General features: G+C 62.8%; 26 protein-coding genes and 1 pseudogene. 12 read left to right on the forward strand and 15 right to left on the reverse strand.

Annotated elements, in window-relative coordinates:
• Positions 1-120: 120 nt before the first annotated feature.
• On the reverse strand, positions 121-876 hold the full coding sequence (locus AC0QUY_RS24505; protein WP_202639225.1) for a methyltransferase domain-containing protein: 756 nt from the start codon (positions 874-876) through the stop codon (positions 121-123).
• A gap of 120 nt (positions 877-996) precedes the next feature.
• On the opposite strand from AC0QUY_RS24505, the gene gloB reads away from it, so the two are divergent.
• Positions 997-1,764: a hydroxyacylglutathione hydrolase gene (gloB, locus tag AC0QUY_RS24510; RefSeq protein WP_161851261.1), complete on the forward strand. Its 768-nt coding sequence runs from the start codon at positions 997-999 to the stop codon at positions 1,762-1,764.
• On the forward strand, positions 1,764-2,195 hold the full coding sequence (locus tag AC0QUY_RS24515) for a cupin domain-containing protein (RefSeq protein ID WP_475388788.1): 432 nt from the start codon (positions 1,764-1,766) through the stop codon (positions 2,193-2,195). The genes gloB and AC0QUY_RS24515 overlap by 1 nt, the downstream gene beginning before the upstream one ends.
• Positions 2,196-2,281: 86 nt before the next feature.
• Here AC0QUY_RS24515 and yddG read toward each other — a convergent pair whose 3' ends face one another.
• The 3 genes from yddG to AC0QUY_RS24530 all read right to left on the reverse strand — a co-directional run bounded on the left by yddG (position 2,282) and on the right by AC0QUY_RS24530 (position 5,458).
• A complete protein-coding gene (yddG, locus tag AC0QUY_RS24520) occupies positions 2,282-3,148 on the reverse strand; it encodes an aromatic amino acid exporter YddG (RefSeq protein WP_475388789.1) in 867 nt (288 codons plus the stop codon).
• Positions 3,149-3,331: 183 nt separating this feature from the next.
• On the reverse strand, positions 3,332-4,057 hold the full coding sequence (gene phbB / locus AC0QUY_RS24525) for an acetoacetyl-CoA reductase (RefSeq protein WP_161851259.1): 726 nt from the start codon (positions 4,055-4,057) through the stop codon (positions 3,332-3,334).
• A gap of 222 nt (positions 4,058-4,279) precedes the next feature.
• On the reverse strand, positions 4,280-5,458 hold the full coding sequence (locus AC0QUY_RS24530) for an acetyl-CoA C-acetyltransferase (protein ID WP_161851258.1): 1,179 nt from the start codon (positions 5,456-5,458) through the stop codon (positions 4,280-4,282).
• Between the two features lie 317 nt (positions 5,459-5,775).
• On the opposite strand from AC0QUY_RS24530, the gene phaR reads away from it, so the two are divergent.
• Positions 5,776-6,375, forward strand: coding sequence for a polyhydroxyalkanoate synthesis repressor PhaR (phaR, locus tag AC0QUY_RS24535; RefSeq protein WP_475388791.1), 600 nt, complete (start codon positions 5,776-5,778; stop codon positions 6,373-6,375).
• 138 nt (positions 6,376-6,513) lie between these two features.
• Here phaR and AC0QUY_RS24540 read toward each other — a convergent pair whose 3' ends face one another.
• Entirely contained in the window at positions 6,514-8,205 is a 1,692-nt protein-coding gene (locus AC0QUY_RS24540) for a putative bifunctional diguanylate cyclase/phosphodiesterase (RefSeq protein WP_475388792.1), read from the reverse strand.
• A gap of 230 nt (positions 8,206-8,435) precedes the next feature.
• Between AC0QUY_RS24540 and AC0QUY_RS24545 the strand changes: the two genes are divergently transcribed.
• Positions 8,436-8,723, forward strand: a complete 288-nt coding sequence (locus AC0QUY_RS24545) for a hypothetical protein (RefSeq protein WP_475388794.1) — start codon at positions 8,436-8,438, stop codon at positions 8,721-8,723.
• A gap of 10 nt (positions 8,724-8,733) precedes the next feature.
• Here the strand turns inward: AC0QUY_RS24545 and AC0QUY_RS24550 are convergent, their stop codons facing one another.
• The 3 genes from AC0QUY_RS24550 to mtgA form a co-directional block, all read right to left on the reverse strand.
• Positions 8,734-9,477: a hypothetical protein gene (locus AC0QUY_RS24550; protein WP_475388795.1), complete on the reverse strand. Its 744-nt coding sequence runs from the start codon at positions 9,475-9,477 to the stop codon at positions 8,734-8,736.
• A gap of 134 nt (positions 9,478-9,611) precedes the next feature.
• Complete coding sequence (gene rpmF, locus AC0QUY_RS24555) at positions 9,612-9,794, reverse strand: 50S ribosomal protein L32 (protein WP_024509484.1); 183 nt, start codon at positions 9,792-9,794, stop codon at positions 9,612-9,614.
• Between the two features lie 153 nt (positions 9,795-9,947).
• Positions 9,948-10,625: a monofunctional biosynthetic peptidoglycan transglycosylase gene (mtgA, locus tag AC0QUY_RS24560; RefSeq protein WP_161851254.1), complete on the reverse strand. Its 678-nt coding sequence runs from the start codon at positions 10,623-10,625 to the stop codon at positions 9,948-9,950.
• Between the two features lie 177 nt (positions 10,626-10,802).
• Between mtgA and AC0QUY_RS24565 the strand changes: the two genes are divergently transcribed.
• Together AC0QUY_RS24565 and AC0QUY_RS24570 are read left to right on the forward strand one after the other, a co-directional pair.
• Entirely contained in the window at positions 10,803-11,723 is a 921-nt protein-coding gene (locus AC0QUY_RS24565) for a polyprenyl synthetase family protein (RefSeq protein WP_475388796.1), read from the forward strand.
• Positions 11,724-11,842: 119 nt separating this feature from the next.
• A complete protein-coding gene (locus AC0QUY_RS24570) occupies positions 11,843-12,523 on the forward strand; it encodes a DUF1345 domain-containing protein (protein WP_475388797.1) in 681 nt (226 codons plus the stop codon).
• 82 nt (positions 12,524-12,605) lie between these two features.
• Here the strand turns inward: AC0QUY_RS24570 and AC0QUY_RS24575 are convergent, their stop codons facing one another.
• The gene (locus AC0QUY_RS24575; protein WP_161851251.1) at positions 12,606-14,348 is read right to left on the reverse strand and encodes a caspase family protein; all 1,743 of its coding nucleotides are present in this window, start codon (positions 14,346-14,348) and stop codon (positions 12,606-12,608) included.
• Between the two features lie 203 nt (positions 14,349-14,551).
• Here AC0QUY_RS24575 and AC0QUY_RS24580 point away from each other — a divergent pair, with 203 nt between their 5' ends.
• Entirely contained in the window at positions 14,552-14,962 is a 411-nt protein-coding gene (locus AC0QUY_RS24580; protein ID WP_161856330.1) for a hypothetical protein, read from the forward strand.
• A 12-nt stretch (positions 14,963-14,974) separates the two neighbouring features.
• On the opposite strand, the gene AC0QUY_RS24585 is transcribed toward AC0QUY_RS24580, so the two are convergent.
• A complete protein-coding gene (locus AC0QUY_RS24585) occupies positions 14,975-15,409 on the reverse strand; it encodes a GFA family protein (protein ID WP_161851250.1) in 435 nt (144 codons plus the stop codon).
• 102 nt (positions 15,410-15,511) lie between these two features.
• Between AC0QUY_RS24585 and AC0QUY_RS24590 the strand changes: the two genes are divergently transcribed.
• Both AC0QUY_RS24590 and AC0QUY_RS24595 read left to right on the forward strand, forming a co-directional pair.
• A complete protein-coding gene (locus AC0QUY_RS24590; protein WP_161851249.1) occupies positions 15,512-15,886 on the forward strand; it encodes a nuclear transport factor 2 family protein in 375 nt (124 codons plus the stop codon).
• Positions 15,887-15,927: 41 nt separating this feature from the next.
• Positions 15,928-16,302, forward strand: a complete 375-nt coding sequence (locus AC0QUY_RS24595) for a nuclear transport factor 2 family protein (protein WP_161851248.1) — start codon at positions 15,928-15,930, stop codon at positions 16,300-16,302.
• Between the two features lie 22 nt (positions 16,303-16,324).
• Here AC0QUY_RS24595 and AC0QUY_RS24600 read toward each other — a convergent pair whose 3' ends face one another.
• The 3 genes and pseudogenes from AC0QUY_RS24600 to ispG form a co-directional block, all read right to left on the reverse strand.
• Positions 16,325-17,665 (reverse strand): Rieske 2Fe-2S domain-containing protein, encoded by a 1,341-nt coding sequence (locus AC0QUY_RS24600; RefSeq protein WP_161851247.1) that lies wholly within the window; start codon positions 17,663-17,665, stop codon positions 16,325-16,327.
• Between the two features lie 254 nt (positions 17,666-17,919).
• Positions 17,920-18,725: pseudogene (locus AC0QUY_RS24605) on the reverse strand (TauD/TfdA dioxygenase family protein); the annotation flags it as partial.
• A 146-nt stretch (positions 18,726-18,871) separates the two neighbouring features.
• Positions 18,872-20,155, reverse strand: a complete 1,284-nt coding sequence (gene ispG, locus AC0QUY_RS24610; RefSeq protein WP_161851245.1) for a flavodoxin-dependent (E)-4-hydroxy-3-methylbut-2-enyl-diphosphate synthase — start codon at positions 20,153-20,155, stop codon at positions 18,872-18,874.
• Positions 20,156-20,420: 265 nt separating this feature from the next.
• On the opposite strand from ispG, the gene AC0QUY_RS24615 reads away from it, so the two are divergent.
• From AC0QUY_RS24615 to AC0QUY_RS24625, 3 genes are all read left to right on the forward strand, one after another.
• On the forward strand, positions 20,421-21,296 hold the full coding sequence (locus tag AC0QUY_RS24615) for a sulfurtransferase (RefSeq protein WP_475388798.1): 876 nt from the start codon (positions 20,421-20,423) through the stop codon (positions 21,294-21,296).
• Positions 21,297-21,383: 87 nt separating this feature from the next.
• Positions 21,384-21,644, forward strand: coding sequence for a hypothetical protein (locus AC0QUY_RS24620; protein ID WP_475388799.1), 261 nt, complete (start codon positions 21,384-21,386; stop codon positions 21,642-21,644).
• Positions 21,641-22,159, forward strand: a complete 519-nt coding sequence (locus AC0QUY_RS24625) for a nucleotidyl transferase AbiEii/AbiGii toxin family protein (protein ID WP_475388800.1) — start codon at positions 21,641-21,643, stop codon at positions 22,157-22,159. Before AC0QUY_RS24620 ends, AC0QUY_RS24625 begins: the two co-directional genes overlap by 4 nt.
• A gap of 174 nt (positions 22,160-22,333) precedes the next feature.
• On the opposite strand, the gene AC0QUY_RS24630 is transcribed toward AC0QUY_RS24625, so the two are convergent.
• Both AC0QUY_RS24630 and AC0QUY_RS24635 read right to left on the reverse strand, forming a co-directional pair.
• Complete coding sequence (locus AC0QUY_RS24630; RefSeq protein WP_475388801.1) at positions 22,334-23,272, reverse strand: DMT family transporter; 939 nt, start codon at positions 23,270-23,272, stop codon at positions 22,334-22,336.
• A gap of 32 nt (positions 23,273-23,304) precedes the next feature.
• On the reverse strand, positions 23,305-23,790 hold the full coding sequence (locus tag AC0QUY_RS24635) for a Fur family transcriptional regulator (protein WP_161851241.1): 486 nt from the start codon (positions 23,788-23,790) through the stop codon (positions 23,305-23,307).
• Positions 23,791-23,799: the final 9 nt, after the last annotated feature.

Here is a 23,799-nt window from a genome sequence, read left to right on the forward strand (position 1 = left end):
ACACCATCAATGTGAGGGACGACCGCCCGCCTTCCAGGCAGGTCGCGCGAAGCGCGCCACCCAACACCGCCGTAGCAAGCGCGGCTTGCCTGGAGGGTGGACCGGGGCCCGTTACCCCATCTACGATCCCTTCAGCTTGTCCCGCGTCGCCGTCGACGACGGTACCAGCACCGGCTCCAGCGAGGGTATCAGCCGCGTGCGTTCGCGGCCCGCGGGGATCGCGCGATAGACCTGCTTGGTCGCTTCCACGATATGCACGCCTGCAAACGGCAGCGACAGCGCGGCGCCGACGCGCTCCCACGCCATCGCCGAGCGCAGAAACCAGCCATTGCCGACCGGCGGCAGAAACAGCGCTTCACCCCACGCCGCCGGCGTGAACCAGGTCTGCCGCAGCAATTGCGTGATCTGCGCGCGCGAATAGGGCCGCCCGTGGCCGAACGGCGTATTGTCGGTGCGCGTCCACACGCCGCGCCGGTTCGGGATGACGGCGATCAGGCGGCCGGACGGCGCCAGCACCCGCCACACCTCGCGCAGCAGGCGCTCCGGATCGTCGGACATTTCCAGCGCATGAACCAGCAGGATGCGGTCCACCGCGGCGTCCGGCAGCGGCATTGAAAACTCATCGATCAGGGTCGCCAGCGCCGGCCGCGCCGTCGGCCATTTCAACACGCCCTGCGCCGCCGGCATGAAAGCGATGCATCGCTCGGAATCCTCGCGAAACAGGCCGAGATAGGGCGTAGGATAGCCGAGGCCCAGCACGCGCTGCCCTGCCGCGTTGGGCCAGCGCGCCCGGATACCGCGGTTGATCAACTGCCGCGCGACGATGCCGAGGCGCTGCGAATAGAAATCGCGAAGATCGATGACGTCGATGGTCATGCGCGCAATCTACCACACCGTGTTACATTGCGGCGCACCGAAAATGGCATTGCCGCGCAAGCGTTAACGCCATATTTCTTGGAATTAATGGGGGCTGAAGGTCCTAACTACGGAGCGATCATGGCCGCGGAAATTCGTACTTTCACCTGTCTCAGCGACAATTTCGGCTATTTGATCCACGATCCCGCGACCAAGGCCACCGCATCGATCGACGCGCCGGAAGCTGGTCCGATCCTCAAGGCGCTGGAGCGCGAGGGTTGGACGCTGACCGATATCCTGATCACCCACCACCATCACGACCATGTCGGCGGCGTCGCCGAACTGAAGCAGAAATATAACTGCCGCGTCGTTGCACCGCACGACAAGTCCACCAAGATCGCCAATGTCGACCTGCGCACCGGCCATGGCGACGTCATCAAGGTCGGAAGCCTGCTGGTGCGGGTGCTGGAAACGCCGGGCCACACGCTCGACCACATCTCCTATGTATTCGACGGCGAGAAGGCGGTGTTTGCCGCCGACACGCTGTTCTCGATCGGCTGCGGCCGGGTGTTCGAGGGCACCTATCCCATGATGTGGGATTCGCTGCTCAAGCTGCGCGCGCTGCCGGACGATTTCAAACTCTATTGCGGCCATGAGTACACGGCATCGAACGTCAAGTTCGCGCTCACGGTCGACGGCGACAACCCCGCGCTGAAAGCACGCGCAGAGGAAGTGACGCGGCTGCGCGCCGAGAACAAGCCGACGATCCCGGTACTGCTGGGCGAAGAGAAAAAGGCCAATGTGTTCCTGCGCGCCGACGAACCGTCGGTGGCGGCGAATCTGCACATGAAGGGCGCCAGCGCCGTCGAAGTGTTCGGCGAACTCCGCGAACGCAAGAACAAGTCCTGATGGCGCTGCCGAAAGAAGCCGCCGACATCATCGCGCGGCTCGACCTCAAGCCGCATCCCGAGGGCGGCTACTATCGCGAAACGTTTTGCGACGAAAGCGTCGACAGCGACGGACGTTCACGATCGACGGCGATCTATTTCCTGCTGGCGCGCGGCGAACGCTCGCACTGGCATCGCGTCGATGCCGTGGAGACCTGGCACTATTACGCCGGCGCCGCGCTGACGCTACGGATCGCAGACGGCAGGGGCCAACGCACCGTGAATCTCGGCGCAGATCTCGCAGCCGGTGAAGCGCCGCAGGCGATCGTGCCGCCGCATGCGTGGCAATCGGCCGAGAGCAACGGCGACTGGACGCTGGTCGGCTGCACGGTTGCTCCCGGATTTGAGTTTGCGAAATTCGAGATGGCACCGAAGGGCTGGGAGCCGACGTGAAATCGTAGGGCGGGCAAAGCGCGGCGTACCCACCATTCTCAACCGCGAGCGCAGAACGATGGTGTGCACGCTTCGCTTTGCCCAACCTACCTCTTCCAAACCATGTCCTTCGCCGCGATCAGGCCGCCACCGGCGATCAGGATCGCGGATGTGGCGATCGCGGCCGTCGGTTGCGCAAAGCCCGCGAGAATCAGAAACGCCGTCGAAAGCAGCGGTGTCGCATAGGACGCCGCGCCGAGCACGCGAATATCGCCGCGCTTCATGCCGATGTCCCAGACGAAGAACGCCGCGCCCACCGGGCCGACGCCGAGCGCGATGATCGCAAGCCATTGCCCGATCGTTTCCGGCCATACCGTGATCTCGACCATGCTGTGAACCAGCGCGGCGAGCAGCGCGGTGGCGAGGCAGAAGCCTGCCACCGCATCGGTCGGCACCGCCTTGAGCTTGCGCGACATCACCGAATACGCCGCCCAAACGAAAGCGGCGACGAAGGCGGCCGCCAATCCCGGGACCTGGGCCGGCGTGAAACCGCTGGTATTGCCGGCAAACAGCAGCACCGTACCAGCGAGCCCGAGCAGCGCACCGATGATGTGATGCAGAGCCAACCGTTCGCCTGGCAAGAGCGAGGAGAACAGCACGATCAGAAGCGGCCAGAGATAGTTCAACAGGCCGGCTTCCGCCGGCGGTGCAAAGCGAAGCGCGAGGAAATAGAGCGCGTGATAGCCGAACAGGCCGCCGACACCGACGACCCAGGCGACTACGGGCTGCTTGAGCGCGCCGAAGGCAGACGGCCGGAACAGGAAGCTCGCAAAGGCAACCAGAGCGCCGATCGCAAACGTCATCGCTGCAAGCTGGAACGCCGGGATCTTTCCGGTCGCAACCGTGAGCACCGACAGCAGCGACCACATCAGGATCGCGGTCAGTCCGACCAGGGTGGCGGTACGTGGAGTCATGGGCAGAGTTCTCTCGTCATGGCCGGGCTTGTCCCGGCCATCCACGTCTTTCTTGCCGCCGGTTGTAAAGACGTGGATGCCCGGGACATCTAGCGCGAAGACGCGCTTCGCGCTTTTGCCCGGGCATGAAGACTTTTTATGAGCCGTTGCGACATGCAACAGCCATGCGATGACGAGACGCCATCAGGTCATATACTGTCCACCATTGATCGTCATCGTCGAGCCGGTGATGCCGCTGGCTTCATCGGCGGCAAGGAACACCACGGCGCGGGCGATTTCCTCGGGCTCGCCGAGACGGTTGACCGGGATCAGCGGCAGAATGCTCTTCTCCAGCACGTCCTTCGGCACCGCCTGCACCATTTCGGTGTTGATATAGCCGGGGCAGATCGCGTTCACAGTGACGCCGCCCTTGGCGTTCTCGAGCGCCAGCGCTTTGGTGAAGCCGATATCGCCGGCCTTGGCCGCGGAATAATTGACCTGGCCGAATTGTCCCTTCTGGCCGTTGATCGAGGAAATATTGATGATGCGGCCGAACTTGCGGGCGCGCATGCCCTCGATCACCGGGCGCGTCATGTTGAACAGCGAGCCGAGATTGGTGTTGATGACCGCGTTCCACTGATCGAGCGTCATCTTGTGGAAGGCGCCGTCCTTGGTGATGCCGGCATTGTTGACGAGCACGTCGATCGGACCGACATCGGCCTCGACCTTCTTGATGCCCTCGGCACACGCGTCGAACGAGCTGACGTCCCATTTGTAGACGGGGATGCCGGTCTCGGATTTGAATTTCTCGGCAGCGGCATCGTTGCCGGCGTAGCTCGCCGCAACCTTGTAGCCGGCTGCTTTCAGCGCCTTGCTGATCGCCGCGCCAATGCCCCTCGTCCCTCCCGTAACCAATGCAACACGTGCCATATCGTAGTCCTCCTTGGGTAATCTTCTTGATACGCCGGAATTGTCCCGGTCTTTTGACGAAACTCAACCTTTCTGCATTCGAAGCGCTCTTGCTTTCAAGCTTTTGGAAACGCTTCAGAGATGAAAATGCCCGGCGCGAGACCGGGCATTTCATCTTTATCAATTCGAGCCGCGGTTACGAGATGATCTTTTCATCATTCAACCGTTCACTCTGCCTTTTGTTCAATCGCGTGCGACGCACATCGCGATACCCATGCCGCCGCCGATGCACAAAGTGGCGAGGCCCTTCTTGGCGTCGCGCTTCTGCATCTCGTGCAAGAGCGTCACCAGCACGCGTGCACCCGACGCGCCGATCGGATGACCGATCGCGATCGCGCCGCCGTTGACGTTGACCTTGCCGGTATCCCAGCCGAGATCTTTGTTGACCGCGCAGGCCTGTGCCGCGAACGCCTCGTTGGCCTCGATCAGGTCGAGATCGCCGACGTTCCAGCCGGCCCGCTTCAGGGCGGCGCGCGAGGCAGGGATCGGGCCGGAGCCCATGATCTTCGGATCGACGCCGGCCTGGCCCCAGGACACGATGCGGGCGAGCGGCTTCTTGCCCTGCTTGGCGGCTTCCTTGGCGGTCATCAGCACCACCGCGGCGGCGCCGTCATTGATGCCCGACGCGCTGCCGGCGGTCACGGTGCCTTCCTTCTCGAAGGCCGGCTTCAGCTTGGCCATCGCCTCCAGGGTCGCGCCGTGGCGGGGATATTCGTCGGTGTCGACCACCACGTCGCCCTTGCGGGTCTTGATGGTGACGGCGGCGATCTCGTCCTTGAACTTGCCGGCCTTCTGCGCGGCCTCCGCCTTCTGCTGCGAGTGGACAGCGAACTCATCCTGCTGGGCGCGGGTGATCTGCCACTGCTTGGCGACGTTCTCGGCGGTGTTGCCCATGTGATAGCCGTTGAAGGCATCCCACAGGCCGTCCTTGATCATGGTGTCGACCAGTTCAAGGCCGCCCATCTTGACGCCGCCGCGCAGATATTGCGCATGCGGGGCCATGCTCATCGATTCCTGGCCGCCGGCGACGACAACGGAGGAATCGCCGTTGAGCAGCGCCTGATAGCCGAGCGCGACCGAGCGCAGGCCCGAGCCGCAGAGCTGGTTGACGCCCCAGGCCGGGCTCTCCACCGGAATACCGGCATTGATCGAGGCTTGGCGGGCCGGGTTCTGGCCTTGGGCAGCGGTCAGGATCTGGCCCATGATGACTTCGGAGACCTGGCCCGGCTCAACGCCTGCGCGCTCCAGCGCCGCCTTGATGGCGATGGCGCCGAGGTCGTGGGCCGGGGTGGTGGCGAACGCGCCGTTGAAGCTGCCGACCGGAGTGCGGGCGGCGCTGACGATGACGACATCGTCTGACATGGACATCTCCTTATGGGGTTTCTTGGGCTTGAGGTTCTTGGACGGCGGGCGGGCCGGATGGCGTGCCTGTCTCTCACCTTATCCTGTTAACCCCGTTGACCCATGTCAATCGGCCAAGGCCTAAATTCCTGTCGCGGCGCATTCAAAATGATCCCGGTCAGGGTTTTCGTAGCAGCGTCCATGCCTTGGAATTAACCGTGCCGCACAAAACGGTAGCCGAGCCGCATTGAAAATGCTTACTTTGCTGCGTTTGCGTTGCTCGTCTGCCCGTCAGCGAAGCTGCCGGGTTCCCGCTCTCGGTGTCGATGTGTGAGCTTATGGCAAAGTCAGACCAACCTACGACTATTAAAAAATACGCTAATCGGCGGCTCTATAATACCGGCACCAGCACCTATGTGACGCTCGAGGATCTCGCGGCGATGGTGAAGGAAGGCGAGGATTTTCTCGTCTATGACGCCAAGACCGGCGACGACATTACACGCCAGGTGCTGGCGCAGATCATCTTCGAACAGGAAAACAAGGCCGGACAAAATCTGTTGCCCACCACCTTCCTGCGGCAATTGATCCGCTTCTACGGCGACAGCATGCAGTTGGTGGTGCCGAAATATCTGGAGCAGTCGATCGACACCCTGACGCGCGAGCAGGAAAAATTCCGCAAGCAGCTCACCAACACTTTCAGCGGCACGCCGTTCGCGCCGCTCGAAGAGCATGTCCGCCGCAACATGGAATTGTTTCAGCAGACCTTCTCGATGTTCAAGCCGTTCGTGCCGCCGCGCGCCGGTTCGAACTCGTCCGAACCGGACAAGGTGCCCGAGCCGGCGCCCGACGAGGACAATATCGACGACCTTCGCCGCCAGATGAAGGACATGCAGGAACGCCTCGAGCGCATGTCGAAAGAGCCGAAGAAGGAAGAGTGAGACTTCTTTGCTGAAGCTGCCTGCTGTTCTCGTCATGGCCGGGCTTGTCCCGGCCATCCACGTTTTTGGTGCAACGGTTGCTAAAGACGTGGATGCCCGGGACGAGCCCGGGCATGACGACCTTTGCTATCTCTCGATCTATCCCGCCGCCGGCAGCGCGGTATCACCCGACGCAGCCCACGGCCGCTGCGGCGAGGCCAGCCCGATCAGGCGGCCCTGGATGTAATCGCAGCCCCATTCGCGCAGCATCACGGCCGCCTCCTCGTCCTGCACCCATTCCGCCACCGTCTTGATCTGCAGGCGGCGCGCCAAGTCGATCAGCGTCTGCACGAAGGCGCGATCGTCCGCCGAGCGCGCGATGTTCTGCACGAAGGCGCCGTCGATCTTCACGATATCGACGCCGAGCTTGCGCAGGTTGCGGAACGAGGTGTATCCGGCGCCGAAATCGTCGATCGCGATCTGACTGCCGAAGTTTTTCAGTCGCGTGATGAAATCCCTGATATCGTCGATATCCTGGATCGCAACGGTCTCCGTGATCTCGACGATCAGCCGCTCGCCGGCGCCGGGATGGGCCTGCATCAGCGACTCAATCGAAGTCCACCAATCCGGGTCCATGGTGGTGTCGGGCGAGATGTTGAGGCTGAGCCGCACGTTCGGCGAGGCCGCAAGCTCGGCGACCGCGAGTTCGAGCACGCGGTGATCGACCAGCCGGATCAGGCCCAAGCGCTCGGCCACCGGAACGATATCGGGCGCCAGCAGCGCCCGCCCGTCCTCCTGCTCCATCCGCACCAGGCATTCGTAGAATGCCGGCTGCCGCGAGCGCGCTTCGACCACTGGCTCGAAGGCGGTGACGATCCGCCGCTCATTCAGTGCGGTGACGATCTCATCGGTGACGCGGATGTTGACGCGTCGCTGGGCGTCGCGCTCGATGTTCGGCTTCCACAGCGAGAACGATCCGGCGCGGCGGCGCTTGGCGGCATCGAGCGTTTCCTGGGCGCGGTTGACGGCCTCATCGGCATTGCGGGCATAGCGCGGGGTGGTGATGGCGCCGATCGAGGCGGTCACCGAGACCGGGCCGGATTTGGTCGGGATCACCTCGTCGCGGATCCCGGCGAGGAAGCGCTCGGCCGCGATATTGGTGTCGTCGACGGTGCAGTTCCTCAAGATCAGCCCGAACTTGTTGCCGGAGAACCGCCCGAGCACGTCGCCGCCGCGCAGCTTGGCGCGGATGCGTTTTCCAACTTCGGCAATCACGGCATCCGCGACGTCGAAACCGAATGCATCATTGACGCGCGCCAGATGATCGATGCCGATCAGCATGAAGGCGCAGGTCGATCGGAACCGCATGGCTTCCTCGATCGATTCCGCCAGCGCGGCGACCAGATGGGTGCGATTGAGTTCACCGGTCAGCGGATCGTGCCGCGACAGCCGTATGAGCTGTTCGTCGCGGGCGTGGCGCTCGTTGTTGATACGGACGATGCCTTGCGCGCGCACCGGCTTGCCGTCGGCACCTGCAAACCAGCAACCGGTCTCCTCGATCCAGATCACGGGCGCGGAGGTCGAGGCCCGCACGCCATATTCGATCCGGTAGGCGATGCCTTCGTCGCCCCGCGCCGGTGCCGATTGAGCGAGCACGTCCGTGCGGATCGAGCGGGAAGGCTCAATCAGCCGGGCGAAGCCGGTGCCGCTAGCCAGCGCTTCCGGTGGAATGTCGGTGAAAACCGCACCAGCGTTGTCGCTCCAGGTGAGGGTGTCCGCTATCAGATCCCAGAGGAAGGCCGCCTGGCCTAGCGAGGCGAGGATGCTGGAGGCTTGTGGGACAGGAAGCATCAGGCCGCCTCGATTCGGGACACCGCCGGGTGATTCCCAACGGCAAGGATAGTGGCTCTTCCGAACCAGAGGCTAGGCGAAGATCATAAATAATCCGGAAACCATGTTTCGCAGACTTCCGGGGACAGCCGGGAACGAATCGGAAGGGAGCGGCATAGGCCTTGCGAGGTCCTATCGCAGTGGGGCGTTACGTCCCAAAACGTGACAGTTTTAGCCGGTTGCGGTGTGCGATGCTGGATGCCGATCGACCAGAGGAAATCCTGGACGGCGAGTTCGTCAATCTCGACGAGCCGGCCTGCGTCGAGCTCGTGCCGGTGACCCAGTCGGTGCAGTGGTCGCGAAGACCGGCCATCCCTCGGCCCGATCCGACCTTCCTCGCGCAGCTGATCGCGACCGCTGACCAGGCGCCGCAAACCCGCAGCCTGCGCCGGGCCTCGCTGGCGGATGCACAAACCGCCTATGGCGCCAGCCAGAGCCGGCGTTGCAACGCCGGGTTCCGGACGCGGCAAACCATCTAGATCTGCTGGATCAGCGCTGAGGCGTGTCCGGTTTGTCCGGAGATGGCGTTGGGCCCGGACCCGGCTGCAGCCCCGGCGACGGGACTTCCGGCGATGACGCCTCGTGCGATGTGGCTTCCGGTGAAGGCGTTTTCGGCGGGGCGGCGTCGGGCACGACCGGGGCCGCCTCGGGCGCGACGGTGGGCGCGGGCGGCACCGGTTTCGGTTCGGGATGATCCTTCAATACGGATTCGGCAACAGAGGCTGCCGCCGGCGCCGCTGGCGTAGCCGTTGCTGCTGCAGCAGGTGGCGCTGCCGGCGCCGGCTCGATTTTGGGCTCGGCTACGGGGGCTTCGACCTTTTCGGCGCCTTTCGGTGCCGGCGCCGGCACCGGTGTCACCGCGACAGCACGGCGCCGCGTCCGCAAGGCGAGGCCGGAGAGGAAATCCACCAGCGAGAGCGCTGTCATCAGGAAATAGGTCGACGTGCCGAATTTCGGCCACAGCACGAATTCGGCCGCCGCCGCGCCGAACACGAGCAGCGACAGCAGATGGTCGGTGAGATATTTCGCGCCAGGGCGCGCGCCTTTAATGACTTCGGCGAGCAGCAGCAAAATGCTGAGCGTGAGCAGCACGTCGCTCAGCGACACCGCCCATTCCGCACCCGACATCAGCGTCACCTTCACCAGCGGATCGGTGAACGATACCTCCGGCATCAGAAAGACGATGATGTTGTAGATCGCGAGCGGAATCAGAAGCAGCGGAAAACCGACCATGGGTATCGCGCCTTGCTAGGAAAACCGGAATGTCCCCGGGCAAAGCAACGCCTCGCCCCTCGGGAACCGTTGGCCCACTCGTTGGCCAAATTCAGGCAGACGCCGCCGAAAGCGGCGCCTTATCCCCTATCCGGTCAGGATTCCTTCTTCTTCAGCACCTGCCGGCCCTTGTACATGCCGGTCTTCAGGTCGAGATGATGCGGACGGCGCAGTTCGCCGGAATCCTTGTCCTCGACATAGGTCGGCTTCTTCAGCGCGTCCGCCGAGCGGCGCATGCCACGCCGCGAGGGCGATGTTTTTCTTCTGGGAACGGCCATAACGGTCCTCTAGGGGTGTTGTCGGAGGCATCGTCTGAAACCAGACGGCCCAGCGCTTCGCGCACGGGCTGCGATGCCGATAAGGCCGCGCTTATAGAGGAACGGACGACGTAAAGCTAGGCCGGCCTGCGGTAAAAACGGCCGAAAATTGGCTCAAAAACCTCGATTCTCGCTCCAGCAGCGCTGTAGTGCCGCGGCATTGGCCCGCGCCATGTAGGTCGCGGCCAGACGGCGCACCCCGGGTCCGGGATTGCGGGCGCTGCGCCTGACCGGGTTGGGCAGGATCGCCGCCAGCAAGGCAGCCTCTCGCGCCGACAGCGTCGCGGCGGAACGGCCGAACGCGTACATCGACCCGGCCTCGGCGCCGAACTGCCCGGACGGGCCGAGTTCGGCAATGTTGAGGTAGATTTCCAGGATCCGCTGCTTCGGCAGCACCAGATCGATCCACATCGCGAGCGGCAGTTCCAGCGCCTTGCGGACCACGCTGCGACCCGGCCACAGGAACAGGTTCTTGGCCACCTGCTGGGTGATGGTCGATCCGCCACGGGCAGGCTCACCATCCTCGGCATCGTCGATCGCGTCCTGCAAGGCCCCCCAATCGACCCCGCGATGGCTGCAGAATCTGGCGTCTTCGGAACCCACCACCGAGCGCGGCAGGTAGGGCGACATTGCGTTTAGATCGATCCATTGGCGTGTCACCGGCGCGCCCTTGAGCCAGCGCCAGGCCATCAGCATCGAGACCGGATGGCCGGTTCGGTAGAACGGCGTCACCACATAGGGCAGCAACAGCACCGCCAGCAGGATCAGCACTAGAATTCGGACAATGCGCAAAACGGATGCTTCCGGTTCAGACCAAGCCGTCCAGGACCGGTGAACAGGCCCCACCCTAAGTGACATCTCCATGATATTTCGGGAGTTTTCCAGCGCTTTTGTGACTGAAGTCATGGAATTGACGAAGCCTCTGGCATCAACGATTGTCCGGGCCAAATTGATCTGGAGCTATTCTTAATGACCACCGCCACTGCCGATTTTGCCAAACGACTGGACCAGACCGCAGAGGACACCGAAGCGCTGCTGGCGAAGCTGTTGTCCGATACGCTGCTGCCCGACGAGATCGCGCGGCCGAAGCGGCTGATGGAAGCGATGCGCTATTCGACCCTCGGCGGCGGTAAGCGGCTGCGGCCCTTTCTGGTAGTCGAAAGCTCGGCCGTGTTCGGCGTCCCGCGCGAGGCTGGCCTTTTGGTCGGCGCGGCGCTGGAATGCATCCATTGCTATTCCCTGATCCATGACGATCTGCCGGCGATGGACAACAGCGATTTGCGTCGCGGCCGGCCGACGCTGCACAAGAAGACCGACGACGCCACCGCAATCCTCGCCGGCGATGGCTTGCTGACGCTGGCCTTCGACATCGTCACCCGCGACGAGATCCACAAGGACGCCACTGTGCGCCTTCTCCTGACGCGGGCGCTGGCGCGCGCCGCCGGCATCGGCGGCATGGTCGGCGGCCAAATCCTCGACCTCGCCGGCGAAGGCCGCTTCGGCGATCGGGAACCGGTCGACGTCGCGCGGCTGCAGCAGATGAAGACCGGCGCGCTGTTGCGCTATGGCTGCATCGCCGGTGCGATTCTCGGCCAGTCCTCACAGAAGGAATATCACGCGCTCGACGATTACGGCCGCGCGCTCGGCGAGGCCTTCCAGATCGCCGACGACCTGCTCGACGTCGAGGGCGATGCCGCGGCGCTCGGCAAGCCGGCCGGCGCCGATGCGGCGCTCGGCAAGACCACCTTCGTGACGCAGCTCGGCATCGAAGGCGCCAAGCAGCGCGTGCGCGATCTGCTGGCGCGGGCGGATTCGGCGTTGTCGGTGTTCGGCGCCAAGGGCGACGTGTTGCGGGCGGCCGCGCGCTTCGTCGCGGAGCGCAAAAACTAGCGCCCGGCTCTGATTGAATCAGAACCGGGCTCTAGCATTTTTGTTTTGACGCGTTTTCTTCACGCGAACCGGGATCCACTTCGCTCGAAAACGCTATAGGGCGCAGTCAAAGGCAGCGGATGAGCAGGGAATTCGAAGAGCACCTTGTTCGGTTCCGAAACCTGCCGCTGCCGATCCGCGTGGTCTATGGCCGGCCGCGCACCTTCATCGCGCTGGCGGCCGGCGTCATCGCATTCTTCCTGCTGCCCGGCACGCTGCGGCTGCCGACGCGGCTTGTCGTCGGCTGGGATGTGTTTGCCGCGCTTTATATCGTGCTCGCCTACTTCATGATGCTGCGCTGTGACGTCGGCCATATCAGACGCAGCGCGGTGTTGCAGGACGACGGGCGTTTCCTGATCCTGTTGTTGACCGCGTTCGGCGCCCTCGCGAGCCTTGGCGCGATCGTGTTCGAGCTCGGCGCCTCGAAAGGCAATCCGGCCGGGCTGATCCTGGCTGTAGTGACGATCGTATTGTCATGGGTGCTGGTGCACACCGCCTTTGCGTTGCACTACGCGCATGATTTCTACCGCGGCAGCAAAGCCGGCGGCCTACAGTTCCCGAGCGGCGGCGCGCACGAGGATGCGGACTATTGGGACTTCGTCTACTTTTCGTTCGTGATCGGCATGACCGCGCAGGTTTCCGATGTCGGCATCACCGACAAGGTCATCCGCCGCACCGCGACGGCGCACGGCATCGTCTCGTTCGTGTTCAACACGGCGCTGCTGGCCTTGATGGTGAATATCGCGGCGAGCGCGATCTGAGTCTCTGTTGTCCCGCCATGAACCGGGACCCGGATTCCCTGCCGTCAAGACAGGATCAGCCGGACCCGGCGTCCCCGCGGCTTTATGGGCATACGCCCGACATGATGGCTCCGAACGAGTGGCAACCCGTCGCACGTTCCTGGCCGGTAAGCGGACGACCCGAAGACGACATCCCTGCACCAGTCTGAGACCGCGTGATAACAACTCTCTTTGTTGCTTCCGGAACTCGCCTTGCTTCGGGAGCGAGCCTCGGTTCGGGCCTGTCGCGTCTTGCCACCGGCTTGGTGCGGCGCTTCTCGCATTCATTGTCGTCGTTGAGGTACGAGCCCTCGGCACAGACGATCTTGATGCAGCGCTCACCCTCGGCCTTGAAGCCGTGCTCACAGACCAGCGGGCACACCCGTGACGACTTCAGCTTGATCGTATCGAGCGTATCGACGCTGGCGACCTTGGTGTCGAGCTTGGTTCCGGCGTAGCGGTTGAACTGCGTCAGCGACCGCTGCGAGGCGTTATTCCAATTGCCATCGGCGTTGCCGGAGAGGCAACCGACGCGGCGCAGTTCGGCCTGCACCGACTTGGTAACGTCAGGCTGTTGCGCGGCCGGCGTGAGGGCGGCCACGTTCACCGGCTTATCCTTGTCGGCGGCGGCGCTTTCGGCGGCGACGCGCTTCTGTTCGGCCGCGGCCGCCTGCTCCTGCGCCACCTGCTTGGCCTTTTCAGCCGCGATGCGCGCCTGCTCGGCGGCCTTGGCTTCCGCCTCGGCCTTGGCCTGTTGCGACTTCTGGGCGCCTTCGGCTGCAAGCCGTGCCCGCTCCTGTTCAGCGAGCCGGGCCTTTTCGGTCGCCGCGACGCGCGTCTCTTCGGCCGCGATCTTGTCGAGCTGAAGCTTGGCGAGGCTCGAATAGAAACCGTCGGGATATTGCGCAAGGAAGGCGTTGAGCGCGCTCTTGTTGCCGATCTGCAGCGCCAGTTCGTAATCGCGGCGGGCTTCGGCCTGCGCGCTCAGGGCTGGCGCAGGGGCCGCCGCTGCGGGCGCCGGGCGCGGCGCCGGCACCAGCGGCACGTCTTCACCGCCGAGCGAACCATACACGAAGGGTTCCTGCCGGTTGTTGGTGGTCTTGAGCACCTCGTCGCGGACGAAGCCGAACGCTCGGCGCACGTCGAGCCCGGGCTTGGTCAGATGGTGCGACAGCGCCGCGGTGAACGGGCTGTTCTGGCCATCGCCGTCAGCCGCGGTGGAGCCGGCCTTGGCCGAATAGGCGATCAGGACATTCGGGCTGGTCGGCTCGACCTTGGCTAAGCCCTGCCCGATTGCGCGCGACGCGACAGTGCGCTTCATGGTCCGGGAGAACGGATTGTCGCGGCAGGCGTCGAGAATCACGAGCCGCAGCTTCTTGGCCGGCTCGATCGCGATCAGGATGCGATCGAGCGAGAAGGCTTCATCGTAAACGTCGGTGTCGCGTTCCAGCCGCGCATCGACGGGAATCAGGTAGTTCGCGCCGTCCACCTCGATGCCGTGGCCGGCATAGTAGACCACGGCGATATCGGCATCGCGCGCCCGGTCGGCGAAATCACGCAGCGCGCGCCGCGTCTCGGCAGCGGCGAGGTCGCGCCGGGAATCGACGACATCGAAGCCCGCGTCTTTCAGCGTCGCGGCGATCTTGCTGCTGTCGTTAACGGGATTGGCGAGCGGTGCGACATTCTGGTAGTTGGAGTTGCCCAGCACCAGCGCCACGCGCTTTTCGGCAAGGGCCGGCCCGCTCACCAAGAGCAGCAGGGCGGCCAAGGCAAGAACCAACCGGTTCGATTTCATGAGCGATTTCATGGTCACGCTTCCAGAACTAGGACAAATCTAGCACACTGGCCTGACTACCAGAAGCAACCGCGGTCCTTTGTGAGTTATCTCACGATCGCCGGAGCCTGGTCGGGCCATCCTGAACATTAGTCGGCCAAATCGGCCGCCGGTTCGCTTTGCCGAGGGGATCGCGTGCCCAAGATCACATAACAATGAACAAGAGCGGAGCAGCCATGGAAGGGCGCAATTCGTTAGTTCTATTGACCCAATCCCGGGCGACTGGCGCGAGGGTACGAAAAACGATAGCCATCGTCCTGCTTGCCACAGGCCTTGCCGGCTGCGGCGCGGTCGATGCCCTGGTGGACGGCTTCAAACACGCCAAGGCAGTCGAGACCGACCTCGCGCAGACGACGGGCGTCCGTCCGACGGTCGGCTTCAACTGGAACAACGGCCGGCTCACGACGGTAACCGTCACCTTCCCAAAACTCCTTGAGGACAAACCGCTGCGCGAACTCGCCGAGGCTGCGCGAGCCGCGGTCGGAAAGGAATTCAAGCAACGCGCCGACAATGTCGTGCTTTCGTTCTCGCTGGGACCAACTGCCACAACCACGGCGCAAGTAGAGCGATCTCACGCGACGAACTGACCAGGCGCCGATTTACTCCGCGCCAGGCGTAACATGCTCCCGATATCGCGGCAGATCGTCGCTGATCTCATGCCACGGCGCCTTGGAGCCGACAAAAATATGCGCGCTCGGCCGGATCGAGGGCGCATCGACAAGCGTTCCCATCGCGACATGGACGAAGGCGCCGTCGCGCACCACCGAATAGAGCAGCGAGCCGCAGCCGCGGCAGTGCGCGTCATGCGTCCTGTCGTCGCCGTAAATCAGCAAGGCGTCACCGCCCCTGACGACGCTGAACTTCTCGCGCGCAATTCCGGCGAATGGCTTGAACGCCGAGCCGGTGGTGCGCCGGCAATTCGAGCAATGGCAATTCAATGCATAGGCGAACGCGTCCTCGACCTCATAGCGCACGGCGCGGCAGAAGCATTCTCCGACAAGGATGCGAGCATTCGAATTTTCTGATCCGGCCACCGATCACTCCTCACGCGGATGTCAAAGTCAGCCATAGCGCAATTTGGCGGTTCGTGGCTTAATTCAATCGAGCATATCCAATCCTGCCGGGGAGAACGACCCATGAGCCATGACCGATCGACCGTCGAAGCCGTAGTGCAGAACTATTTCGATGGCCTGTACGAGGGCGACGCCGAAAAGCTCGGCGCGATCTTCGACGCGACTGCCGATCTGCGCTGGCTGGAGAAAGGCGAGCTGCAGGTTTTGACCGTGCCGGACTGGCTCGATCGCGTGCGCAAGCGCCCCTCTGCCAAGGCCGAAGGCAAGCCGCGCGAGGACTTCATCGTTACCATCGACCGCTCGGATGAGCAGACCGCCTTCATCAAGGTGCGCTGCCAATTGCCGCCGCGCTACTTCACCGACTATCTGGTGGCAATGAAGCTGCGCGACGGCTGGAAGATCGTCTCGAAATCCTACCGCTACGATCTGCGCGAGTAACGATTTCCAACCAGCCTCGTCATGCGCAAAGAGCACAATCCGTGAGCCATGATCGTTCTACCTTAGAGGCGGTGGTCCAACATTATTTCGACGGCGTGTACGAAGGCGATGTCGAGAAGTTGGCGGCCGTCTTTCACCCGTCCGCCGACCTACGCTCGTTGGAAAGCGGCAGGCTGCGAGTTCTTACCTTGTCTGCTTGGCTGGACTGGATGAAGAAGCAGCCTTCGGCGAAAGCCGAGGGCAAGCCGCGCGACGATTTCATCGTCACGATCGACCGCTCCGATGACCAGACCGCCTTCATCAAGGTGCGCTGCCAGTTGCCGCCGCGCTACTTCACCGATTATCTGGTGGCAATGAAGCTGCACGACGGCTGGAAGATCGTCTCGAAATCCTACCGCTACGATCTGCGCGAGTAATCCGCTCACGCCTTCGCGCTCCCTACTCCGCCGCCGCGTTCCTGCCGGGACCGCCGACATAGCCGGCCGCATCGCCGAACCGCTCGATCATGACAGCGGTGAGATCCTTGGCCTTGCTGGTGACGCAGGCGCCGGAGCGCACGGCGTAGCGGTCCTGATGCTTCAGGTGCGGCGGCGCCTCGCCCTTCTGCAGCGCGCGGGCGGCATCCATGACCAGCTTGCGGAAATGCATGATGCCGAGATCGGTCGGGCCGAGATGTTCGCGGGTACGGTCGGCGATCGGGCCCTGGCTGTCCTGCACGGCGGCGTCCTGCTCGGACACGCCCTTGATGCCGGTGTAGCTGCTGGTCTTCTGCAGCTTGCGATCGATCAGATAGTCGTTCGACTTGTTGCGCAGCGGGACATAATTCTCGTCGACCACGGCCATCACGCCGTTGCCGCGATCGTAACCGTCGCGTTCGGCCTGCGTCAGCGGACGATCCGGATTCCATGCATAGGTGTAGATCCAGCAATTTGTATCCGTCACCGGCACAAAGCTCTGACCGAAGATGTTCTCGCCGGGCATCGAGCTTGGCGCATAGGCATGCACCGGCATCAGGAACTGGGCGATACGCCAGTAGATATTGTCTGATCCGGTCAGCCGCCCGCCCGCGACCGTGAGACCAGCCTCGTGCGGATTGATCTTGATCACGGGGCGCGGGTCTTCAGCGATCCAGCGCATGTGGTCGGTCGCCACCCGTACAAGCGGATTCACAAAGTGCTTCTTGATGTCGAGAATCTCGTTTTCTTCCTTTTCGAAGGAGAGATGCGCGAAGGTGAAATGCGCGGTGTCGATCGAGCCTTCCAGCGCCTGCACCCAGTTGCAGTCCTGCCATTTCTTGGTGACGTAACGGTGCGAGGGCGGCACCAGCGCCATCTCCAGATCAGGCAATTCCGGCATCTGATCCGCCGGTCCCATATAGGCCCAGATCATGTCGCCCCATTCGCGCACCGGATAGGACTTGATGCGGATCAGATCCTTTGCGTTGAGGTCGGGATAGGACGTCGGCATGTCGACACAGCGGCCGTCGGTATCGAATTTCCAGCCGTGATAGACGCAGCGGATGCCGCATTCCTCGTTGCGCCCGAGCCAGAGATTAGCACCGCGATGCGGGCAATACTGATCGATGACGCCGACCACGCCGCGACTGTCGCGGAAGGCGAGCAGCTCCTCACCCATGACGACGATCTTCTTGGGCGTACCGTCGGGCTCGGGCAGTTCTTTCGACAACAGCACCGGAATCCAGAAGCGGCGCAGTAATTCGCCCATGCCGGTGCCTGCACCGCTTTCGGTGAGGAATTTGTTGTCTTCTGCGCGGAGCATGCGGCGTCCTCCGGATTGTTATTGCTTTTGACCGAGATTGACGCAGGCCGGGCGATGCGTCAACGCGAATGCGGCATGATCGCATCGTAGGGTGGGTTAGCCGAAGGCGTAACCCACCGATCAAGCGAAGAAGGGCGGATTACGCTTCGCTAATCCGCCCTGCGAAATTAGACCGGCCTTTCTCCCTTCACCGTCACCCGCGTGCCTGATCGCGTATGCGGCCAGTAATCCCACATCGCGCGGTGCTGGGCGCAGCGGTTGTCCCAGAAGGCGATGGCGTTTTCGGTCCAGCGGAAGCGGCACTGGAACAGCGGGTTTTCTGCGTGCTGGTAGAGATAAGCGAGCATGGCGTCGCTCTCATCGCGGGGAATGCCAATGATGTGTCGGGTGAAGCCGCGGTTGACATAGAGCGCCTTCTTGCCGGTGACGGGGTGGGTTCGCACGACCGGTGTTCGGCGCGCGGATATTCCACCCGGTCGGCGACGCCGTAATTGGCGTAGAGGCCGCGATAGGTCTGCTCGCCGTCATGCAGCGCGGTCAGCCCGTCGAGATAGGCCTTCATGCGGTCCGACAGGGCCTCATAGGCGGCATACATGCTGGCGAACAGCGTATCGCCGCCGCGCGGCGGGCATTGCTTGATGTAGAGGATCGACCCCATTGGCGGCTCGACATCGCAGGACACGTCCGAGTGCCAACCCTCGCCATTGGCGCGCGGCGAATCCTTGTCGGCATAGATCTTCATCAGCGCCGGATCGCCCTCATTGGGTGCGGCCGGATGCACATGCAATTCACCGAACTTGCGGCCGAAGGCGAGGTGTTGGTCGGGGCTGATGTGCTGGTCGCGAAAGAAGATCACAAGATTTTCGGCGAGCGCGCGATGGATCTCGTCCATCGTCCGGTTGGAGCGCGCGTCGTCCGAGACGAGCTTGCCGATATCGACGCCTGAGATTTCCGCGCCGATGATAGGGGTAAGTTTTTCGACGCCGATGGTCTCGTAGGGTTCAGCTTCGCCGGCGGTGTGCCGATAACGCGGTCCCTGCTTGCCGGACAGTGAGCTCATGGGCGTTCTCCCAACCGTTCTTGATTGGGATCATCGTAGCAATGTAGGGCGGGTTAGCGAAGCGTAACCCGCCACTCCCGCGGCCAAAAAATAAGGCGGATTACGCTAACGCTAATCCGCCCTACAATGCAGCTGTTTGGCGGGCGTTATTCCGCCGCGGTCACCGGCGCCTTGGCACCACTGCCATAACGCTGATCGATATAATCGATCACCAGCGCCTTGAAGTCGGCGGCAATCGTCGGCCCACGCAGGGTGCGGAACTTCTTGCCGTCGACGAACACGGGAGCCGCCGGCGCTTCGCCGGTGCCGGGCAGGGAGATGCCGATATTGGCGTGCTTGGATTCGCCGGGGCCGTTGACGATGCAGCCCATCACAGCGACGTTGAGCTGCTCGACGCCGGGATATTGCGTCTTCCAGGTCGGCATCTCGTCGCGGATGAAATCCTGGATCGAGCGCGCCAGCTCCTGGAACGTGGTGGAGGTGGTGCGGCCGCAGCCCGGGCATGCCGCGACCAGCGGCACGAAGGTGCGGAAGCCCATGGTCTGCAACAGCTCCTGCGCGACCTGCACCTCAAGGGTACGATCGCCGCCGGGCTCGGGCGTCAGCGAGATACGGATGGTATCGCCGATGCCGTCCTGAAGCAGGATGCCGAGCGCAGCCGACGAGGCGACGATGCCCTTCGATCCCATGCCGGCTTCAGTGAGGCCGAGATGGATGGCGTAGTCGGAACGCGAGGCGAGCGTCTGATAGACCGCGATCAGGTCCTGCACGGCGGAAACTTTCGCCGACAGGATCATGCGGTTCTTGGGCATGCCGAGCTCTTGGGCGCGGGCGGCCGACAACAGCGCTGACTGCACCATGGCCTCGCGGGTCACAGCGCGCGCATCGCGCGGGTTCGGCGAGGCCGTATTCTCGTCCATCAGCTTGGTCAGCAGTTCCTGGTCGAGCGAGCCCCAATTGGCGCCGATGCGGACCGGCTTGTTGTTCTTGTTGGCAATCTCGATGATGTCGGCGAACTGCGTGTCGCGCTTGTTCTTGAAGCCGACATTGCCGGGATTGATGCGGTATTTGTCGAGCGCCTCGGCGCAATCAGGGTATTCGGCGAGTAGCTTGTGGCCGATATAGTGGAAGTCGCCGATCAGGGGCGTGGTGATGCCGCGCTTGCGCAGGCCGTCACGGATATGCGGAACGGCGGCAGCCGCCTCCTCGCGATCGACGGTGATGCGCACCATTTCCGATCCGGCGCGGGTCAGCGCCGCGACCTGCGCGATCGTGCCTTCGATATCGGCGGTGTCGGTGTTGGTCATCGACTGCACGACGATCGGCGCACCCCCGCCGACGGCAACATTGCCGACCATGACCTGGGTGGTTTTGTGCCGGGCCCTGGGGCCTGCGACGTCGTCTTGCGGGATTATTTCGGGCTTGTTCATGGGGCCTCGAATATCAGGTTTTGGTGACAATCACCAAGGGGGTGGCGAAAGGTCTGTGCGCCCCGTCACTCTTCGGATTTTGCATTGTAGATTCAACAGCTTAGGCCGTTAACAGTGGCGGAAGCCGGGTGAAAATACCGCGGCTTCCGTTAACCGCTATATTGGTCAGGAATCGCCGAATTGAAAGGGCGAGCGCACTTCCCGGCCGCCTTTTCATAGCCCGATGCGGGCCCTAGCATCAGCCTAAAATAACGGGAGGCCATCAATGTCGGGGCATAACGGGCTCATCTCTACGGCGGAACTCGCTGATCTCCTGGATCAGCCCATTTTGCGCCTGTTCGACTGCACCACCTACCTAGAACCCGCACCCGAAGGCTCCAGCCAGCCCTATCTCACCGTGCCCGGGCGGCACACCTTCGAAGCCGGCCACATTCCGGGCGCGGACTTTCTCGATCTGCAGGGCGAGTTCTCCGATGCCGCTACCGAGCTTCGCTTCATGATGCCTGAGGTGGCGCAGCTCGAAGCCGCGTTCGGACGTCATGGCGTATCCAATGACAGCCGGGTGGTGCTGTACAGTATCGGCACCCCGATGTGGGCGACGCGGTTCTGGTGGATGCTCACGTCGCTGGGCTTCGAGACGGTATCTGTGCTCGACGGCGGGCTCGACAAATGGAAATTCGAGGGACGTTCGCTCGAAACCGGGCCAGCGAAGGGATATCCGCCGGCGACGTTTGTCGCCGAACCGAAAGACGGATTTTTCGTCGACAAGTATCAGACGCTGGCCGCCACCGCCGAACGCAACACCGTCGTCGTCAACGCCCTCGGCCCGCAGTTTCACAGGGGACTGGAGCCCAGCCGCTACGGCCGGCCGGGCCGCGTGCCCGGCAGTTGCAACGTCTCGGCCGCGACACTGCTCGATCCCAAGACCAAGGCCTTCGTGCCGCTCGCGGAAGCCGAAGCCAAGTTCAAGGCGCAGGGCATCACGAAAGACAAGCGTGTCGTCGCCTATTGCGGCGGCGGCATCTCGGCCACCGTCGACCTGTTCCTGCTGCACCGGCTCGGCTACGGAAACCTCACCCTCTACGACGGCTCGATGGGCGAATGGGCGAAGGATGCATCCTTGCCGATCGAGACGGGGTAAATCGTTTAAGGTTCGTTGACGGAATGCGCCTTAATTCCGTTGACAAGGGGTACCACCGGACCAATCTAATAGCTCTAGGTGATAAAGATGACGAGCGCCGCTCTGGTGTTAACTACTGTCAATGCGCCGTACAGCAAACAGCTGGACGCGCAGGCGCTTGCCTTTTGTCTCCTTCATCCTGAAGCCGCTAAAGCAGCACCCGGGCATATGTCTTCGTTTTTTGGCGAAGTCAGTCCAGAGCTGCAAATCGAGTTTGCCTGCTCTTACAATATTACCGAGCAACAGCTTGCAACCGCAGCCAAGGCCTTTGCCATTTATTCTGGCGAGTCCTATCCGCTCGCCGCGTGAGCGCACCCAAACATTCGCCTGACTGGGCGCAGCTATTCCGGATAGCTTGCGCCGTTATCCGTCAGGCAAATGCCGAGCAGGCCGTCATCACTCATTGGACGTTCGGTGGCGGCACGGCAATGATGCTGCAAATTGATCACCGCGAGAGTCATGACATAGATATCTTTCTGCCCGATCCTCAGCTTCTGCCACTCCTCGATCCCCAAAAACGCGACTTCAAACTCGAGGTTGCCCCGACCGAGTACGAAGGAGACGGCACAAGATTCTTGAAACTGGCTTTCAAAGACATTGGCCAAATCGACTTCATCGTCGGTTCCTCAATGACGTCGTCGCCGACAATCCGACGCACGATTGAAGGTGAATCCGTCGAACTGGAAAATGTCCCAGAAATAATCACCAAGAAAATCTACCATCGAGGACCGAGCATAAGACCGCGCGATATTTTCGATATCGCGGCGGCAGCGGAGAAGCATACGGACGCGATTATTCGTTGCGTTCCTACCGGGACAAGGTAGCAAGGACACTCCTTACGCTAGACAAGCTGAACCCCGACTTTGTCAATGGCGCGATTGCCGACATGGCAATCAAGGACCCATACAAATCGATCGCAAATACAGCTCTTGAACGGGCTCAAACAATTCTCCGTAACGTCTAGCGAAAATCCCGAGAGGCGTTCGATACGACAACGGCTACGCCGGCACGTTCGGATCCGGCACCACCTTCGGATCCGGCTTGTTCACGAGATAAAGCCCCGCGATGACCAGCAGCGCCGCGACGCCGAACGCAATCGTCAGCGTATCGTGCAGGATGAAATAGGCGGCGACGACGCCGAACAATGGCGTGAAGAAGGTGAACGACGAAAGCTTGCTCGCCGAGTAGGTCTTCACCAGCGCAAACCACAGCACGAAGGTGCAACCCACGACCCAGATTGCCTGATAGGCCAGCAGCGAGATCGACAGCGCGCTCGGCATGTGGGTGATCTTTTCGCCGAACAGGAGCGATGCGGCGCCCAGGATCGGGATCGACACCGCGACCTGGTAGCCGAGCGCTTTTTCCGGCGCGGCGTTCCGAAGCTTGGTGCCCTTGGCGATCAGCGTGGTCGCGCCCCATAGCGCGCCGCCGCCGACCACCAGCAAATCGCCAAGCAATACTTTCGCGTCGACGTTGGCCTGCGGCACGCCGATCGCCAGCGCTACGCCCGCAAAACTGAGGCCCAGCCCGCTCCATTGCAGCATGCTCAAACGCTCGCCGAGAAACTGGTAGGAGCCGAGCGCAACGAAGAACGGTGCGGTGTAGAGAAACACCGCCGCGCGCGATGCTGAGGTAAACACCAGCCCGGTGAAGATCAGCACGAACTCGATTCCGAACAGCGTGCCCGCCAACAGGCCGGGGCCCAGCGAACCGTCGCGCTCGAAGAATTTCACGCCACGCAGCCATCCGGCGAACAGCATCACCGGCAGCGCACCGGCGGAACGTATCAAGGCCTGCAGCATCGGCGGGACATCGGGCAGCGCAAGCTTCACCGCGATCTGGTTGAACCCCCAGCTCAGGCACAGCATCAGCATCAAGGCGATGGCGCCCGGGGTGAGCGCACGCCCGGCAGAAGGTTCTAATGGCTTGGACGGCATCTATCCTCGTGACCGGCTTGGCGCCGTGTTCTTTATTTCTGGCAATGGGCGCAGGTGCCGGCGATCTCGACGACGGAGAGCTTTGGCGCGAAACCCGAGGCGCGCGCCGCCGCGTTGACGCTTTGCGCGACCGGGGCCGCTGGAATTTCGCCGACGGAGCCGCAGAGCTCGCAGATCAAAAACGCTACCATCGAGGTCTCGTCATGGTCATGCGCACAGGCGAGGAACGCGTTGCGGCTTTCGATGCGGTGGACGAGGCCGTTTTCCATCAGAAAATCGAGCGCGCGGTAGACGGTGATCGGCGCCGGGCGCGGCATCGATTTGGCGAGTTCGTCGATCACCTCATAGGCGCCGAGCGGGCGGTGGCTCGACAATAGCGCCTGCAGCACCTGGCGCCGGATCGGCGTGAATTTCTGTGCCCGGCGCGCGCAAACCTGTTCGGCATGGGCGATCGCTTCCGCAGTGCAGCGGCCGTGATCGTGATCGGGCGCGGGAAACGTTGGCTTTGTCAGGCTCATCTCAACCTT

It is taken from the genome of Bradyrhizobium sp. WYCCWR15520 (genome assembly GCF_056174665.1).

What these genes read in the sequence shown, in the direction of transcription:
- AC0QUY_RS24505 (WP_202639225.1), bottom strand. Translation starts at nt 876, where the DNA reads ATGACCATCGACGTCATCGATCTTCGCGATTTCTATTCGCAGCGCCTC.
- gloB (WP_161851261.1), top strand. Translation starts at nt 997, where the DNA reads ATGGCCGCGGAAATTCGTACTTTCACCTGTCTCAGCGACAATTTCGGC.
- AC0QUY_RS24515 (WP_475388788.1), top strand. Translation starts at nt 1,764, where the DNA reads ATGGCGCTGCCGAAAGAAGCCGCCGACATCATCGCGCGGCTCGACCTC.
- yddG (WP_475388789.1), bottom strand. Translation starts at nt 3,148, where the DNA reads ATGACTCCACGTACCGCCACCCTGGTCGGACTGACCGCGATCCTGATG.
- phbB (WP_161851259.1), bottom strand. Translation starts at nt 4,057, where the DNA reads ATGGCACGTGTTGCATTGGTTACGGGAGGGACGAGGGGCATTGGCGCG.
- AC0QUY_RS24530 (WP_161851258.1), bottom strand. Translation starts at nt 5,458, where the DNA reads ATGTCAGACGATGTCGTCATCGTCAGCGCCGCCCGCACTCCGGTCGGC.
- phaR (WP_475388791.1), top strand. Translation starts at nt 5,776, where the DNA reads ATGGCAAAGTCAGACCAACCTACGACTATTAAAAAATACGCTAATCGG.
- AC0QUY_RS24540 (WP_475388792.1), bottom strand. Translation starts at nt 8,205, where the DNA reads ATGCTTCCTGTCCCACAAGCCTCCAGCATCCTCGCCTCGCTAGGCCAG.
- AC0QUY_RS24545 (WP_475388794.1), top strand. Translation starts at nt 8,436, where the DNA reads ATGCTGGATGCCGATCGACCAGAGGAAATCCTGGACGGCGAGTTCGTC.
- AC0QUY_RS24550 (WP_475388795.1), bottom strand. Translation starts at nt 9,477, where the DNA reads ATGGTCGGTTTTCCGCTGCTTCTGATTCCGCTCGCGATCTACAACATC.
- rpmF (WP_024509484.1), bottom strand. Translation starts at nt 9,794, where the DNA reads ATGGCCGTTCCCAGAAGAAAAACATCGCCCTCGCGGCGTGGCATGCGC.
- AC0QUY_RS24565 (WP_475388796.1), top strand. Translation starts at nt 10,803, where the DNA reads ATGACCACCGCCACTGCCGATTTTGCCAAACGACTGGACCAGACCGCA.
- AC0QUY_RS24570 (WP_475388797.1), top strand. Translation starts at nt 11,843, where the DNA reads ATGAGCAGGGAATTCGAAGAGCACCTTGTTCGGTTCCGAAACCTGCCG.
- AC0QUY_RS24575 (WP_161851251.1), bottom strand. Translation starts at nt 14,348, where the DNA reads ATGAAATCGCTCATGAAATCGAACCGGTTGGTTCTTGCCTTGGCCGCC.
- AC0QUY_RS24580 (WP_161856330.1), top strand. Translation starts at nt 14,552, where the DNA reads ATGGAAGGGCGCAATTCGTTAGTTCTATTGACCCAATCCCGGGCGACT.
- AC0QUY_RS24590 (WP_161851249.1), top strand. Translation starts at nt 15,512, where the DNA reads ATGAGCCATGACCGATCGACCGTCGAAGCCGTAGTGCAGAACTATTTC.
- AC0QUY_RS24600 (WP_161851247.1), bottom strand. Translation starts at nt 17,665, where the DNA reads ATGCTCCGCGCAGAAGACAACAAATTCCTCACCGAAAGCGGTGCAGGC.
- ispG (WP_161851245.1), bottom strand. Translation starts at nt 20,155, where the DNA reads ATGAACAAGCCCGAAATAATCCCGCAAGACGACGTCGCAGGCCCCAGG.
- AC0QUY_RS24615 (WP_475388798.1), top strand. Translation starts at nt 20,421, where the DNA reads ATGTCGGGGCATAACGGGCTCATCTCTACGGCGGAACTCGCTGATCTC.
- AC0QUY_RS24620 (WP_475388799.1), top strand. Translation starts at nt 21,384, where the DNA reads ATGACGAGCGCCGCTCTGGTGTTAACTACTGTCAATGCGCCGTACAGC.
- AC0QUY_RS24630 (WP_475388801.1), bottom strand. Translation starts at nt 23,272, where the DNA reads ATGCCGTCCAAGCCATTAGAACCTTCTGCCGGGCGTGCGCTCACCCCG.
- AC0QUY_RS24635 (WP_161851241.1), bottom strand. Translation starts at nt 23,790, where the DNA reads ATGAGCCTGACAAAGCCAACGTTTCCCGCGCCCGATCACGATCACGGC.